The organism is Pseudomonas sp. AD21 (genome assembly GCF_002878485.1).
GTDB lineage: Bacteria > Pseudomonadota > Gammaproteobacteria > Pseudomonadales > Pseudomonadaceae > Aquipseudomonas.
Genome location: NZ_NQYG01000066.1, coordinates 16,233 through 32,134 on the forward strand (window position 1 = coordinate 16,233; position 15,902 = coordinate 32,134).

The following is a 15,902-nucleotide window of genomic DNA, read 5'->3' on the forward strand; positions in this document are numbered from 1 at the left end:
GGAGCTGAGACGCGAGCCTTCGCATGTTCCATTCCAGGGAGGAGTGACCCGATGCAAAACAAAAAATGCATGATCATCGGCTTCAACGATTTTTCGTTTGACGACTATTGTCAGATGCTCGATCAACTTGCACCTGAAGCGGCAGCGAAACGTGATCTACGTTTGGCGTTCGTCAACTATGAAGGTTCGCGGGTTCATGCATTGGGCGTGCTGAACAAGACACGTGAGGTGCAGGGGCTGACGAACCTGAACCTGAACAATGCCGACTTTCTGTGGCCGGTCGTGATGGTGTTGGGCACTTATCTCGAAAAGCACGGCATCGCCTTTGACTACGTCAATCTTTTTCAAAACGAGAAGGCCGTTCTTGCACAAAAACTGGCGTCCGGCACGATCAACACCGTAGTCATCACTACGACCCTCTATGTGATGCCCCATCCGGTGCAGGAGATCGTGGACTTCGTGCGCTCCTGTGCGCCCGAGGTGCAGATCATCATCGGCGGGCCTTATATCAGCGGTTTGTTCAAGGCCCACGACCTGGAGATGCTCGGTGATTACCTGAGTGTTCTTGGCGGCGATATCTATATCAACAGCAATGAGGGCGAGGACACGCTTCGCCAGGTGCTGGAGGCGCTCAACCACAACAGGCCAGTTATCGGGTTGAGCCGCACGGCGGTGCTTGACGGCGATACGTGGGTGTTCGGTGCGGATGAACCCGAGTACAACGAGCTGAAGGAAAACTTCGTCAATTACAGGTTGTTCGAACCGCGTGGCATAGGACGGTTTCTGTCTACGCGTACGGCTAAATCCTGCCCGTATTCCTGCGCATTCTGCGGGTTTCCCCAGCGAGCCGGTAAGTACCGTTACTTGTCCACCAGCGATGTCGAACGCGAACTGGACGCGGTGAAAGCGATAGGCACCGTGGATACGCTGACGTTCCTGGATGACACATTCAATGTGCCCAAGCAGCGCTTCCGGGAAATCATGCAGATGATGATCGACAACCAGTACAACTTTAAGTGGAACTCCTTCTACCGCTCTGATCAGGGCGATCCTGAAACCATTGAGCTGATGGCGCGTGCAGGGTGTGAAGGCGTTTTTCTGGGTATCGAGTCTGCCTCAGACAAGATGCTTGCGCTGATGCGCAAGACGTCACGCCGCAAGAACTATGAACAGGCCATCAGTGCATTCCGCTCGGTGGGCATTGCGACTCACGCTTCGTTCATCATTGGCTTTCCAGGGGAAACCATCCACACGGTGCAAGAGAGCCTGGACTTCATCGAAACCTTTCGGCCGGACACCTTCCGCGCACAGGTCTGGTACTGCGATCCGCTGACGCCCATCTGGAATGACCGCGAGAAATACGGCATTACCGGGTCGGGTTTCGACTGGGCACACGATACGATGAACAGCGAACTGGCCGCCTCCATCACCGAGCGATTCTTTCTCACCGCTCAAAACTCCACCTGGCTGCCGCAATTCGGCTTTGAGCAGTGGAGTCTGTTTTACCTGCATCGCCAAGGAATGGCGCAGGGCAATATCCTCGGGTATCTGGACGGCTTCAATGCGGGAGTCAAACATCAGCTGTTGCACGGCGATGAAGCTGAGTTGCCAGACGCGATCATTGACCGCTTCAGATTCAGTGCCAACCTGCCGGCACAGAGCCCCGCGGTGCCGCAGCCCGGGTTATCGATGGAATCGGCGACTTGCTTCAAGGCAGCCGAAGTGCGCTTGCAGGCTGCTGCCGCGTGGCTGGACCCGCAGAATGTCGGGTCAATGCCGGTGCATACGGGGGAGCAGATGCGAACAGCGCTGAACTGGCCCGAGTGTTTGGCCAGTAGCAGCGATCAGGGCGTTGCCTGGATCGTGGCCCTTTTGAAGCACGCTTGCGGCGTTCTGCAGGGCGATCGATTTCTTGTGCAATATGTCGTCGAAGAAGGCGCTCGATTGATTGCGGTCGATGATATCGACCGCTGCAGCGAAGCCGCTTTGTATGATCGCGTCGCCACATTAGTTGCCAGGGCGCCAGTGCTCGATATCCACGACAACTATGTGCTGTCGCGCAATTCACGGCTGGGTGCTTGCGGCATCGTATTGCGTCAGCCGGTGCTTCGCGTGTTCGCCAATAATGTCGTCGCCCCGTCATCCGACAGCGGGCTTTACATGCACCTGCTACTGCCGAGTACCGGACAGGGCCGGGTGCTGAGCAATTTTGTCCGATGGGCTCCGGAGCTTCACCTTGCGAATGCGCAAAGCGCGCTTGCCGAGCAGGCCGTTTTCGTCAGAGTGCAATAGACGAGGTTAGGGGGGAGAACGCCAAGGGCTCCTCCCCCTGATCCTTGAAGGCGCCGCAGGTCAGCCTTGTAGTGCCGCTCTCTTTCGCTCTTCGCGGGCGCGGGCGGTCGCCAGCAGCTGTTCGGCGATGCGCATTTCCAAACGCTCCTCAACCAGTCGGATGAACAACGGATGGCCCGCAATGGCCGCGTCGAGCTCATAGCCGCGCCCGTCGGGCTCCCGCATCCAGTAGTGGCCGTCGATCAGTGTCCGCCGCAGCTCCACCACATCGCTTCGCAGCATGGGGGCGTACTGTGTTTTCCATTGATCCAGCCGCGCGGTCGCTTCACGTTCGTTATAGCGTTCGTCGGCTTTCAGCGCAGAGCTGAGGTACAAGAGCAAGACCGCCAGCTCCTGACGATTCAGCCGGCCCAGGGTCAAACCGTTCTTGTTGCTCAAGCGCGTCAGTGTCTCGACGAACTGCTCGAAATCTGTTGGAAGTTCCTTGTCCAATGTCTTGCTCCTTGGGTATGAATGGGGCCCACAGTTTAGCGCTGATGTCTGGTACGAGTGAGCCAGTATGGCGGCTGTCGTGCAATTTTGCGTGGGTGCCGCCGGCAAAAGAAAACCCCTTCTTCCTCGACTGATGCGCAATCGAAGAAGAAGGGGTTTGGTTAACGCTTCGGCTACAACTCAAGTTTCCTGTGGAAGGGGGCTTGCTCGCGAAAGCGGTGAATCAGTCACTACCATCTTCGACTATCACAGCGCATTCGCGAGCAAGCCCGCTCCCACAGTTTCGTCCACCGTTATCAGGCGGCGCCGTCGAGGAACTGCTCGGCGTAGTGACACGCCACCTGCCGGCTGTCGAGCTGGCGCAACGCCGGCTCTTCGGTGCTGCAACGCTCGGTCGCATACGGGCAGCGCTTGTGGAAAGCACAGCCCGATGGCGGGTTCAGCGGGTTAGGCAGTTCGCCGACGATCTTGATTTTCGGTTTGTTCGGGTCCGGGTGAATGGTCGGAGTCGCCGACAGCAGCGCCTGGGTGTAAGGGTGCAACGGACGTTCGTAGATGTCGTTTTTCGGACCCAATTCCACCGGGCGACCGAGGTACATCACCATCACGTCATCCGCCACGTGTTGCACCACCGCGAGGTTGTGCGAGATGAACACGTAAGCGGTGTTGAACTCCTGCTGCAGATCCATGAACAGGTTCAGCACCTGCGCTTGAATCGATACGTCGAGCGCCGAGGTCGGTTCATCCGCCACCAGCACTTTCGGTTGCAACATCATCGCCCGGGCCAGGGCGATACGCTGACGCTGACCGCCGGAGAACATGTGCGGATAGCGCTGATAGTGCTCGGGACGCAAGCCGACCTGCTTCATCATCGCCTGGACTTTCTCGCGACGTTCAGCGGCACTCAGGCTGGTGTTGATCAGCAGCGGTTCGGCCAGTTGATCACCGATTTTCTGCCGTGGGTTCAACGACGCGTAAGGGCTCTGGAACACCATCTGTACGTCTTTGCGCAGTTGCTTGCGCTGTGCCTTGTCGGCGCCGGCGACTTCCTGACCGGCGATTTTCAGCGAGCCGGACGACGGTTCTTCAATCAGGGTCAGGGCGCGGGCCAGGGTGGATTTGCCGCAGCCCGATTCGCCGACCACGGCGAGGGTCTTGCCGGCTTCCAGTTCGAACGACACGCCGTTGAGCGCGCGTACGGTCGCATGACCCTTGAACAGGCCACGGGAGACTTCGTAGTGACGGGTCAGGTCGCGGGCGGTAAGTACGACGGCCATTACGCCACCTCCTGGTTCAGCGGGAAGAAGCAGCGGGCGAGGCTGTGGCTTTTCGGATCAAGGCCTGGACGCTGCGCGCGGCAGCTGTCCTGCACGTACGGGCAACGCGGCGACAGCAGGCAACCCTGCGGACGGTCGTAACGGCCCGGGACGATGCCCGGCAGGGTCGACAGACGTGAGGCGCCGAGGCTGTGCTCGGGAATCGCCTTGAGCAGCGCTTCGCTGTACGGGTGCGCCGGGATGTCGAACAGTTGCGGCACCTGGCCGACTTCAACCGCTTGGCCGGCGTACATCACGCACACGCGCTGGGCAGTTTCAGCCACGACGGCGAGGTCGTGAGTGATCAGCACCAGGCCCATGTTCTGTTCCTTCTGCAACGCCAGCAGCAGATCCATGATCTGTGCCTGAATCGTTACGTCGAGTGCCGTGGTCGGTTCGTCGGCGATCAGCAGTTTCGGCTCGCCGGCAATCGCCATGGCGATCGCAACACGCTGGCTCATGCCGCCGGACAGTTGATGCGGGTAGGCGTCCATACGGCTGGCGGCGCCCGGGATTTCAACTTTTTCCAGCAGTTCGATCGCACGTTTGCGCGCTTGCTTGCCGGACATTTTCAGGTGCAGGCGCAGCACTTCCTCGATCTGGAAACCGACGGTGTAGCTCGGGTTCAGCGCGGTCATCGGGTCCTGGAAGACCATCGACAGGTCTTTGCCGACGATTTGCCGACGTTGACGATTGCTCAGCTTGAGCATGTCTTTACCGTCGAAACTGAGCGAGTCGGCGGTGACGATGCCGGGATGTTCGATCAGGCCCATCAGCGCCATCATGGTCACGGACTTACCCGAACCCGACTCGCCAACGATGGCCAGCACTTCGCCTTTGTCGACTTTCAGGTCGAGGCCATCGACCACCGGCGTAGCCGTCTTGTCGCCGAAGCGAACGTTGAGATTCTTGATTTCTAGCAGTGACATGGGAATCTCCTCAGGCGGCGTTCTTGAGTTTCGGGTCCAGCGCATCGCGCAGACCGTCGCCCATCAAGTTGATTGCCAGCACGCTGAGCAAAATGGTCAAACCAGGCAGACTGACGACCCACCAGGCGCGTTCGATGTAGTCGCGGGCCGAGGCCAGCATGGTGCCCCACTCAGGGGTTGGCGGTTGTACGCCAAGGCCGAGGAAGCCCAGCGCCGCAGCGTCGAGAATCGCCGAGGAGAAGCTCAGGGTGGCCTGCACGATCAGCGGTGCCATGCAGTTGGGCAGCACGGTGATGAACATCAGGCGTGGCAGACCGGCACCGGCCAGGCGCGCGGCGGTCACGTAGTCGCGGTTCAGTTCGCCCATCACGGCTGCGCGGGTCAGACGTACGTAGGACGGCAGCGAAACCACCGCAATGGCGATTACGGTGTTGATCAGCCCAGGGCCGAGGATGGCGACGATCGCCACAGCCAGCAGCAGCGAAGGCAGCGCCAGCATGATATCCATCAGGCGCATGATGGTCGGGCCGATCATTTTCGGGAAGAAACCGGCGAACAGACCCAGCAGAATCCCCGGAATCAGCGACATCACCACCGACGACAGACCGATCAGCAGCGACAGGCGCGAACCCTGAATCAGCCGTGACAGCAGGTCGCGACCCAGTTCATCGGTGCCGAGCAGGAATTGCATCTGCCCCCCTTCAAGCCACGCCGGTGGCGTCAGCAGGAAGTCACGGTATTGCTCGCTCGGGTTATGCGGCGCGACCCACGGTGCGAAGATCGCGCAGAAAATCACCAGCAGCATGAACAGCAGGCCGGCAACCGCACCTTTGTTTTTGGAGAAGGCTTGCCAGAATTCTTTGTACGGCGACGGGTACAGCAGGCTTTGATCCGCGCTTGGGGCGGAAGTGGCTACTGAGGATGTTGGAGTGCTCATGGTATGGACCTCAGCGCTGATGACGGATGCGTGGGTTGGCAAAGCCGTAGAGGATGTCCACTACGAAGTTGACCAGAATCACCAGGCAGGCGATTAACAGGATGCCGTTTTGCACAACCGGGTAGTCCCGGGCGCCAATGGCTTCAATCAGCCATTTACCGATGCCGGGCCAGGAGAAGATGGTTTCGGTCAGGACAGCACCGGCCAGCAGAGTGCCGACTTGCAGGCCGACCACGGTCAGTACCGGGATCAGCGCATTGCGCAGGCCGTGCACGAATACCACGCGCGACGGCGACAGGCCTTTGGCCCGCGCGGTGCGGATGTAGTCTTCACGCAGTACTTCGAGCATCGACGAACGGGTCATCCGCGCGATCACTGCCAGCGGAATGGTGCCGAGCACGATGGCCGGCAGGATCAGGTGATGCAGCGCATCGAGGAACGCGCCCATGTCATCGGCCAGCAGCGTGTCGATCAGCATGAAGCCGGTGCGCGGCTCGATGTCGTAGAGCAGGTCGATCCGCCCGGAAACCGGGGTCCAGCCCAGGCTCACCGAGAAGAACATGATCAGGATCAGGCCCCACCAGAAGATCGGCATCGAATACCCCGCCAGGGAGATGCCCATTACCCCATGGTCGAACAGGGATCCTCGCTTGAGGGCCGCAATCACCCCGGCCAGAAGACCGAGGATGCCGGCGAACAGCAGGGCGGCCATGGACAGTTCCAGGGTCGCCGGGAAGAGGGAGGTGAACTCGGTCCATACGCTCTCACGCGTACGCAGGGATTCGCCGAGATCGCCGTGGGCCAGTTTGCCGATGTAGTCCAGGTACTGGGCATACAACGGCTTGTTCAGACCAAGGCGTTCCATTGCCTGAGCGTGCATTTCGGGGTCGACCCGACGTTCGCCCATCATCACTTCCACGGGGTCGCCAGGGATCATGCGAATCAACGCGAAAGTCAGCAGGGTGATGCCGAAAAACGTGGGGATCAACAACCCCAGTCGGCGGGCAATAAAACTAAACATCTTGTGTGGTACCTCATCAGCCGGTTAGGCGTGCCCGGCGACCCTGGGGTCAGGGAGGCCGGGAGTTTCTTATCTACTTCACCTGGGTGGTGGCGAAGTTATTGGTTGTCAGAGGGCTGATGTGATAACCCTCTACGTTGTTGCGCATTGCAGTGAACATCCGGGTGTGGGCCATGCTGATCCACGGTTGGTCCTGATTAAACAACACTTGGGCCTGCTCATAGAGTTTGGCGCGTTCGGCCGGATCTACTTTAGCCCGAGCCTCGTCCAGCAGTGCCTGGAATTTCTCGTTGCACCAACGAGCGTAGTTTTCGCCGTTCTTGGCCGCCTCACAACTGAGCATAGGCGTCAGGAAGTTATCCGGGTCGCCGTTGTCGCCCGCCCATCCGGCCGACACGATGTCGTGCTCGCCGTTCTTGGCGCGCTTGAGCATTTCGCCCCATTCCATTACACGGATGTCGAGCTTGATCCCGACTTTCGCCAGGTCGGCCTGCATCATCTGCGCGCCGAGCATCGGGTTCGGGTTGGTCGGGCCGCCGCCGTTACGGGTAAACAGGGTAAACACGTAACCTTCCGGCACGCCGGCTTCCTTGAGCAGGGCGCGGGCCTTGTCGAGATCGCGGGGCGGGTTCTTCAGATCATGGTTGTAGCCCAGCAGCGTTGGCGGGTACGGGTTGACCGCGACGGTCGCGTTGCCTTTGCCAAACAGCGCGTTGACGTAGGCTTCCTTGTCGAAGGCGATATCGATGGCTTTGCGCACCCGGACGTCGCTCATGTACTTGTGCTGGGTGTTCATGGCCATGTAGGACACGGTCATCGCGTCCAGTTCGGCGACTTTCAGGTTCGGATCCTGCTTGATGCTCGGGATGTCGTCAGGCTTGGGGTACAGCGCGATCTGGCACTCGTTGGCCTTGAGTTTTTGCTGGCGCACGTTGTTGTCGACGGCGATCGCCAGGATCAACGCTTCGGCCGGTGGCTTGCCGAGGAAATATTCCGGATTCGCCTTGAACCGTACCTGAGCGTCCTTGGCGTAGCGCTGGAAGATGAACGGGCCGGTGCCGACCGGCTTGTTGTTCAAGTCGCCCTGCTTGCCGGCCTTGAGCAACTGGTCGGCGTATTCGGCGGAGTAGATCGAGGAAAACGCCATGGCGATGTCGGCCAGGAATGGCGCTTCGCGGCGGGGCAGGCTGAACTTGACTGTGCTGTCATCGACTTTTTCGACGTTTTTCAGCAGTTCCTTGAAACCCATGCTTTCAAAGTACGGGAAGCCTACGCTCGACTGTTTGTGCCACGGATGATTCGGGTCCAGCTGGCGCTGGAAGCTCCAGACCACGTCGTCGGCGTTGAAGTCGCGGCTCGGCTTGAAGTATTCGGTGGTGTGAAACTTGACGCCTTTGCGCAAATGGAACGTGTAGCTCAGGCCGTCATCGCTGATCTCCCAGGAGTCGGCCAGTGACGGGATCACTTGGGTAGTGCCGGGCTTGAAACCCACCAGGCGGTTGAAAATGGTTTCGGAAACCGCATCGCCTGTGACTGCAGTTGTGTATTGGGCCATATCGAAGCCTTCCGGACTGGCTTCGGTGCAGACCACCAAGGGTTTGGCCGAGACGCCGATGGCGGCGCTCAACAACGCAGCCGCGACGGCCGCACGTAGGGGAAGCATTTTCATCGATAACCCTCTGCAATCGGTTGAAGACAAAAAACCGAACGGCCGACTCTTCATGAGTCAGCCGTCGGTTGGCGTTTTTTACAGGATGTTGAATGGAACCGTGGTCACGAGACGGAACTCGTTGATGCTGCCATCGGACTGGTTTTCGCTGGCGCGGTGAGCGGTGTAGGTGCCACGGATGGTGGTCGCCTTGAGTGGGCCGCTTTGCACCGCGTAGGTCGCACCGATGCCGTATTCATAGTGGTGCTCGCCGTCCATGTTGCGTACGTCATACGCAGTGCCGGTGTAGTGAGTACCGTCGATGCCCCAGCCGCGAGCCTGGTAGATATTGAACTTCAGACCTGGCACGCCGTATTCGGCCATGTTCAGACCGTAGGCGACCTGGAAGGATTTCTCGTTCGGGCCGTTGAAGTCCGACAGCAGGGAGTTGGCCAGGTAGATGCCGTTGGTTTCGTGCAGATAGTCGAAGTACTCGTCACCGTTGATGGCCTGGTACGAGAAGGTCAGGCTGTGGGCCTGGTGAGTCAGGCCGAACGACAGCGAGTAGGTGTCGTTGTCGATTTCGCCCATCTCTTTTTTGCCGGTATCGACGGTTTTGTAGTAGTTCAGGCCGGTGGTCAGGCTCACGACATTGCTGTCACCCAGTTCGTGGGTGGCGCCGAAGTAGTACTGGTTCCAGAAGTCTTCAACCTTGGAGGCGTACAGGCTGGTTTTCAGGCTTTTCAGCGGCTGATAGTTCAGGCCGACGATGCTCACGCGATCGGTTTCAGCCTTGTTGTTGGTGTACTCGGAGCGGAACTTCGACAGGCTCTCTTCGGTACGCGGCGATACGCGGTCGAAGCTGCCGGCGTCGAACGACAGGTTGTTCAGTTCTTCGCTGTGCAGGCTTACACCTTCAAAGCTCGAAGGCAGCGCACGGTTGCCGATGGTGTCGACGATCGGGGTGCTGAAATTCTGACGACCGGCGGTCAGCGTGGTGTTCGACACGCGGAACTTGACGTTGGCCAGGCCCAGTTTGCTCCACTGGCCTTCAGCGTCGCCGCCTTCCTTGGTCAGCGTACGGTTGTTGCCTGCGCCTGGACGCGAGCCTGGTGCGCCACCGTTGTTGGACGCCAGATCCTTGCGGCTCCGATCCAGGGCTACGGCGTTGTACGCGGCCACTTCAGTGCTGACACCGACGGTGCCCTGAGTGAAGCCGGAGTTGAAATTGACGATGGTGCCCTGCACCCAGTTGATACGACGGTCAGTCGGGGTGGCGACGCCGTCCTTGCGGTAAGTGAACTTGCCGCCGCGCTTGAGTTGCTCGTTGGCGTACCAGTTACGGGTCGTGCCGCTGACCGTAGAACCTTCGAGGAAGCCGGTGGCATCAGCCTGGGCGCTTTTCTCGTTGACGGTCACCGGGGTGAACGCCTGGCTCTGTTCCTCGGCGTAAGCCGTGGCGGTGATGCTGCTGATGGCCAAGGCCAGTATCGCGGTGCTGCTCAGTTTCATGGGTGAAGCTCCTTTACTTTCTTTTTATGCCGGCTTTTTTGGGTTGGCCGGTTATTGGTTTAGAACTCATTCACACATCGCAAACGTTTGCAAAAGGCCGGATCGGCGAATTTCGGCAAAGCGCTTGCGTGAGGGGGTAGACAGCCCCCTCAGCGTTGCGGCTAATCGGTTGGGTTAATCGATACTGACGCCCGAGAACACATTGCGACCGAAGGGGCTGACTTTGAAGCCTTCAACCCTGGCGCTTAACGGCTGGTTGACCGTCGAATGGGCGACAGGCGTGATCGGCACTTGCTGCTTGAGCAACTGCTGCGCCTGTTTGTAGAGCATGGTGCGCTGGTCGCGGTCGGTGACGACCTTGGCCTCTTTGACCAGCTTGTCGTAAGCCGGATCGCACCACATGGAATAGTTGTTGCCGCCAATGGCGTCGCAGCTGTACAGGGTGCCCAGCCAGTTGTCCGGGTCCCCGTTGTCACCGGTCCAGCCGATCAGACTGATGTCGTGCTCGCCATTCTTGGTGCGCTTGATGTACTCGCCCCATTCGTAGCTGACGATCTTCACTTTCAGGCCGATCTTGGCCCAGTCCGCCTGGAGCATTTCGGCCATCAGTTTGGCGTTCGGGTTGTACGGACGCTGTACCGGCATCGCCCACAGGGTGATTTCGGTGCCTTCTTTGACGCCGGCAGCCTTGAGCAGCTCCTTGGCTTTTTCCGGGTTGTAGGCGGCGTCCTTGATAGTGTCGTCATAGGACCACTGGGTCGGCGGCATGGCGTTGACGGCCAATTGCCCGGCGCCTTGATAAACAGCGTTGAGAATCCCTTGTTTATTCACCGCCATGTCCAGAGCCTGACGCACTTCGAGCTGGTCGAAGGGCTTGTGGCGCACGTTGTAGGCGATGTAACCGAGGTTGAAGCCTGGCTTGGAAATCAGCTGCAGTTTCGGATCAGCCTTCAGCGCTTCAACATCGGCAGGGCGCGGATGCAGGGTGATCTGGCATTCGCCGGCCTTGAGCTTCTGCACGCGCACCGATGCGTCGGTGTTGATCGCGAAGATCAGATTGTCGAGTTTGACCCGGCTCGGATCCCAGTAATGTTTATTACCGGTGTAACGGATGTTCGAGTCTTTCTGATAGCTCTTGAACACGAACGGCCCGGTACCGACCGGCTTCTGGTTGATGTCGCTCGGCTTGCCTTCGGCCAGCAGCTTGTCGGCGTATTCGGCGGACAGGATGGCGGCGAAGCTCATGGCGATGTTCTGGATGAACGCAGCGTCGACGCTGTTGAGCGTGAACTCCACGGTCAGCGGCCCGGTCTTTTCGACCTTGGCGATGTTCTTGTTCAGGCTCATCCCGTTGAAATATGGGAACTCGGTCGGATAAGCCTTACGGAATGGCTGTTGCGGATCGAGCATGCGGTTAAACGTGAACAGCACGTCGTCGGCGTTGAAATCGCGCGTCGGTTTGAAGTACGGCGTTGTATGAAATTGCACCCCTTCACGCAGGTGAAAGGTGTACTTGAGACCATCCTCGGAAATATCCCACTTGGTTGCCAGACCCGGTACGACGTTGGTCGCGCCTTTTTCGAACTCGACCAGGCGGTTGTACAGCGGCTCGGCGGCGTCGTTGTCGGTCGCCGTCGTGTATTGCGCGGTATCAAAACCCGCCGGGCTGCCTTCGGAGCAGAACACCAGGCTCTTGCTGGCGGCGTAACTGGTGGACGTGGCGGCCAACAGGCCGGCGCCCAGCAGTGCGGAAAAAACCAAGGTATGGCGCATGACGCTCCCTCTTTTTGTAGTGTTGTTCAATGCACCGCGATCACGTCCAGGGACGTTGAGGTGGCATTGAGCTCAATCCAGCACGTACGGCAAGCCGGTGGCCCACGCAGAAACTGGTCAGAACCCGACGGTAGGGGCCGTGGGTCTGGCAGTAAATGCGTAATTGCCTGAAAACTCGTAGGAAAAGTCGACGCGTCCTCTGCCGCTGCAGTCATCCGCAGCGGAATTGGCCGTAGGCAAATTCCTAACTTCCCGGCAGCTAAAACAGCGGCGACGTCATGAACGTCGCCGCTGCAATGGCTTAATTGCTGACGCTGACGCCGTAGAAGGAGTTCAAGCCGAATGGGCTGATCTTGAAGTCCTGCACGTTGGCGCGCATGGGTTGGTACACCGTCGAGTGAGCGATAGGTGTCATTGGGACTGCATCTTTGAGGACGTGTTGCGCCTGTTTGTACAGTTCGGTGCGCTTGGCCTGGTCGGTAGTGCGCTTGGCTTCCTTGACGAGACCGTCGAACTTCTTGTCGCACCACTTGGAGAAGTTGTTGCCGCTGAGCGAGTCGCAGCCGAACAGCACGTTCAGCCAGTTGTCCGGGTCACCATTGTCACCGCTCCAGCCAATGATCATGGCCTGGTTCTCGCCACCTTTGGAGCGCTTGATGTACTCGCCCCACTCGTAGCTGGTGATCTTCACGTTCAAGCCGATCTTCTTCCAGTCGGACTGGAGCATTTCAGCCATCAGCTTGGCGTTCGGGTTGTACGGACGCTGAACCGGCATCGCCCACAGAACGATCTCGGTACCTTCCTTGACGCCTGCTTCCTTGAGCAGTTGCTTGGCTTTTTCAGGATCGTACTTGGCGTCCTTGATGGTGGTGTCGTAGGACCATTGGGTCGGCGGCATGGCGTTGACGGCCAGTTGGCCGGCGCCCTGGTAAACCGAGTCGATGATCTGCGGCTTGTTCACCGCCATGTCCAGCGCCTGGCGCACGCGCAGGTCAGCCAGCGGGTTAGGCTCGTTGCTGCCCTTGACCTTGTCCATCACGTTGTAGGCGATGTAGCCGAGGTTGAAACCGGCCTGGTCAGGCATCTTCAGGGTCTTGTCGGCCTTGAGTGCCGCGAGATCCGCCGGACGCGGGAACAGGGTGACCTGGCACTCGTTCTTCTTCAGCTTCTGGATACGTACCGACGGGTCGGTGGTGATGGCGAAGATCAGGTTGTCGATCTTCACGTCTTCAGGTTTCCAGTAGTCCTTGTTGCCGGTGTAACGGATGTTCGAGTCTTTCTGATAGCTCTTGAACACGAACGGGCCGGTGCCGATCGGCTTCTGGTTGATATCGGCAGCCTTGCCTTCCTTGAGCAGCTGGGCAGCGTACTCGGCGGACTGTACTGAAGCGAAGCTCATGGCCATGTTCTGGATGAACGCGGCGTCGACTTCTTTCAGAGTGAACTTGACGGTGTGGTCGTCGACTTTATCGATCTTGGTGATGTTGGTGTCCATCCCCATGTCGGTGAAGTACGGGAATTCGGTCGGGTACGCCTTACGGAACGGGTCATCCTTGTTAATCATGCGATTGAAGGTGAACAGCACGTCGTCGGCGTTGAACTCACGAGTCGGCTTGAAATACGGGGTGGTGTGGAACTTGACGCCTTCACGCAGGTGGAAGGTGTAAGTCAGGCCATCCGGGGAAATGTCCCAACTGGTGGCCAGGCCAGGGATAACGGCGGTGCCGCCACGCTCGAACTGGCTCAGACGGTTGAACATGGTTTCGGCTGAGGCGTCGAAGTCGGTTCCGGTGGTGTACTGGCCTGGATCAAAACCGGCCGGGCTCCCTTCGGAGCAGAACACCAGGTTAGTCGCAGCGGATGCGAAAGGTGCGGAGGCTAACAAGCCTGCGCCGACTAAAAACGGAATGACCGCGTGTTTAAGCATGTTGGCCTCATGATTTGTTGTCATTTTTTAATATTGAGGTACGACCTCGTGAGTCGTGCCTGCGGATACTTATGCAGGGGCCATACCCATTGCAAGATCCAGAGTGTGAGCGAGCGTTAAACGGTGGCACGAACGTACCTTAATGTCGCATATGTATAAATCCTGACGCATTTGACCGTTTGCGAGCGTTTTTTACGGTGCAAACGGGGCCCCAAAACGGTGCGCGAGTCACGTTTTGCGCGCCGTGTTGGGGCCTGGTGTTACTTATTTATACCCACGCCGTAGAAGGGTGTGAGGCCGAACGGGCTGATCTTGAAGTCGGTCACTTCCTTGCGCAGCGGCTGGAACACCGTGGAGTTGGCAATTGGCGTGATCGGCACCTGCTGTTTAAGGATCAGTTGCGCCTGTTGATACAGTTTTACCCGTTGCGCCTTGTCGGTCGTCACCTTGGCTGCTTGCACCAGTTTGTCGTAGGCCGGGTCGCACCACTTGGCGTAGTTGCTGCCCTTGACTGCCGCGCAGCTATACAGCACGCCGAGCCAGTTGTCCGGGTCGCCGTTGTCACCTGTCCAACCATAGATCATCGCGTCGTGTTCGCCATTCTTGGCGCGCTTGATGTACTCGCCCCATTCGTAGCTGACGATGTTGGCCTTGATGCCGATCTTGTCCCAATCCTGCTGGATCATCTGCGCCGACATTCGCGCATTCGGGTTGGAGGCGCGCTGCACGGTCATCGCCCAGAGATTGATGGTGGTACCCGATGCAACCCCGGCTTCCTTGAGTAGCGCCTTGGCTTTTACAGGGTCGTAGGGTGCGTCCTTGATATTTGGGTCATACGACCATTGCGCCGGCGGCAAGGCGTTTTGCGCCAGCTGGCCGGCACTCTGGTAGACAGCTTTGATGATCGCCGGTTTGTCGATGGCCATGTCCAGCGCCTGACGGACCTTGAGCTGATCGAACGGCGGGTGAGTGGTGTTGTAGGCGAGGAAGCCGAGGTTGAAACCGGCCTGCTTGAGCACGCGCAGGTTCGGGTCCTTTTCCATCACTTCGATGTCGGCTGGGCGCGGGTAGCCGCTGACCTGGCATTCGCCGGTCTTGAGCTTCTGCAGGCGCACGGCGGCGTCGGGGGTGATCGAGAAGATCAGGTTGTCGATCTTCACGTCTTCGGGTTTCCAGTAGGCCTTGTTGGCGGCGTAGCGGATCTGCGAGTCTTTCTGGTAGCGCTTGAACACGAACGGGCCGGTGCCCACCGGTTTCTGGTTGAGGTCGGCGGCTTTGCCTTCCTTTAACAGTTGGGCGGCGTATTCGGCCGATTGCACGGAGGCGAAGCTCATGGCGAGGTTTTGCACGAACGCGGCGTCGACGTTGTTCAGGTTGAAGCGCACGGTCTGGTCGTCGAGTTTTTCGACCGATTTGATGGTGGTGTTCAGGCCCATGTCGGTGAAGTAGGGGGACTCGGCGGGGGAGGCTTTGCGAAAGGCATTGTCCGGGTCGAGCAGGCGCTGGAAGGTGAACAGCACGTCATCGGCGTTGAGGTCGCGGGTTGGTTTGAAGTAGTCGGTGGTGTGGAATTTTACGTTTTGGCGCAGGTGGAAGGTGTACTGGAGTCCGTCGCTGGAGACGTCCCATTGGGTCGCCAGACCGGGTTCGATGTCGGTGCCGCCGCGCTGGAATTGGGTGAGGCGGTTGAAGACGGTTTCGGCGGAGGCGTCGAAGTCGGTGCCGCTGGTGTATTGGCTGGGGTCGAAGCCTGCGGGGCTGGCTTCGGAGCAGTAGACCAGGGTTGTGGCAGCGTTCGCTATGGGGGTGGTTGCGGCCAGGGCCAGGGAGATCAAGAGCGGTTTGAGGGTGGATCTTGGCATGGAGTCCCCGGGTAGATTGGAGGTGGTTGTGTTTTTTAGGGTAGCGGGGATTTGGGGGGCTTCGGAAATATCGTTTTTCTTGTTTGGGTGTTTGTCTCGGTATATCTGGGGTGTGTACATATCCGTTGCTGCGGTAACGGCGGCTTGGGGTTCCGCCCTTACGGCCATCCCTTTCAAGGTCTTTTCGTTTTGG

General features: G+C 58.9%; 11 protein-coding genes. 1 reads left to right on the forward strand and 10 read right to left on the reverse strand.

Features of this window, described 5'->3' with window-relative positions; genetic code table 11:
* The first annotated feature begins 51 nt into the window (after positions 1 to 51).
* The gene (locus tag PseAD21_RS25225; RefSeq protein WP_102358506.1) at positions 52 to 2,292 is read left to right on the forward strand and encodes a PhpK family radical SAM P-methyltransferase; all 2,241 of its coding nucleotides are present in this window, start codon (positions 52 to 54) and stop codon (positions 2,290 to 2,292) included.
* Positions 2,293 to 2,352: 60 nt separating this feature from the next.
* Here PseAD21_RS25225 and PseAD21_RS25230 read toward each other — a convergent pair whose 3' ends face one another.
* The 10 genes from PseAD21_RS25230 to PseAD21_RS25275 all read right to left on the reverse strand — a co-directional run bounded on the left by PseAD21_RS25230 (position 2,353) and on the right by PseAD21_RS25275 (position 15,709).
* Entirely contained in the window at positions 2,353 to 2,784 is a 432-nt protein-coding gene (locus PseAD21_RS25230) for a DUF2087 domain-containing protein (protein WP_158242612.1), read from the reverse strand.
* Positions 2,785 to 3,080: 296 nt separating this feature from the next.
* Positions 3,081 to 4,061, reverse strand: a complete 981-nt coding sequence (locus tag PseAD21_RS25235; protein WP_102358508.1) for a peptide ABC transporter ATP-binding protein — start codon at positions 4,059 to 4,061, stop codon at positions 3,081 to 3,083.
* On the reverse strand, positions 4,061 to 5,029 hold the full coding sequence (locus tag PseAD21_RS25240) for an ABC transporter ATP-binding protein (RefSeq protein ID WP_095125386.1): 969 nt from the start codon (positions 5,027 to 5,029) through the stop codon (positions 4,061 to 4,063). Before PseAD21_RS25240 ends, PseAD21_RS25235 begins: the two co-directional genes overlap by 1 nt.
* 10 nt (positions 5,030 to 5,039) lie before the next feature.
* Positions 5,040 to 5,966, reverse strand: a complete 927-nt coding sequence (locus PseAD21_RS25245) for an ABC transporter permease subunit (protein WP_003221608.1) — start codon at positions 5,964 to 5,966, stop codon at positions 5,040 to 5,042.
* Positions 5,967 to 5,976: 10 nt separating this feature from the next.
* Positions 5,977 to 6,987 (reverse strand): ABC transporter permease subunit, encoded by a 1,011-nt coding sequence (locus tag PseAD21_RS25250; RefSeq protein ID WP_047597886.1) that lies wholly within the window; start codon positions 6,985 to 6,987, stop codon positions 5,977 to 5,979.
* A 73-nt stretch (positions 6,988 to 7,060) separates the two neighbouring features.
* On the reverse strand, positions 7,061 to 8,656 hold the full coding sequence (locus tag PseAD21_RS25255) for an ABC transporter substrate-binding protein (RefSeq protein ID WP_102358509.1): 1,596 nt from the start codon (positions 8,654 to 8,656) through the stop codon (positions 7,061 to 7,063).
* A gap of 78 nt (positions 8,657 to 8,734) precedes the next feature.
* The gene (locus tag PseAD21_RS25260) at positions 8,735 to 10,147 is read right to left on the reverse strand and encodes an OprD family porin (protein ID WP_102358510.1); all 1,413 of its coding nucleotides are present in this window, start codon (positions 10,145 to 10,147) and stop codon (positions 8,735 to 8,737) included.
* A 174-nt stretch (positions 10,148 to 10,321) separates the two neighbouring features.
* The gene (locus PseAD21_RS25265; protein ID WP_102358511.1) at positions 10,322 to 11,920 is read right to left on the reverse strand and encodes an ABC transporter substrate-binding protein; all 1,599 of its coding nucleotides are present in this window, start codon (positions 11,918 to 11,920) and stop codon (positions 10,322 to 10,324) included.
* 301 nt (positions 11,921 to 12,221) lie between these two features.
* A complete protein-coding gene (locus PseAD21_RS25270) occupies positions 12,222 to 13,847 on the reverse strand; it encodes an ABC transporter substrate-binding protein (RefSeq protein ID WP_102358512.1) in 1,626 nt (541 codons plus the stop codon).
* Positions 13,848 to 14,107: 260 nt separating this feature from the next.
* A complete protein-coding gene (locus PseAD21_RS25275; protein WP_102358513.1) occupies positions 14,108 to 15,709 on the reverse strand; it encodes an ABC transporter substrate-binding protein in 1,602 nt (533 codons plus the stop codon).
* Between the last annotated feature and the right edge of the window lie 193 nt (positions 15,710 to 15,902).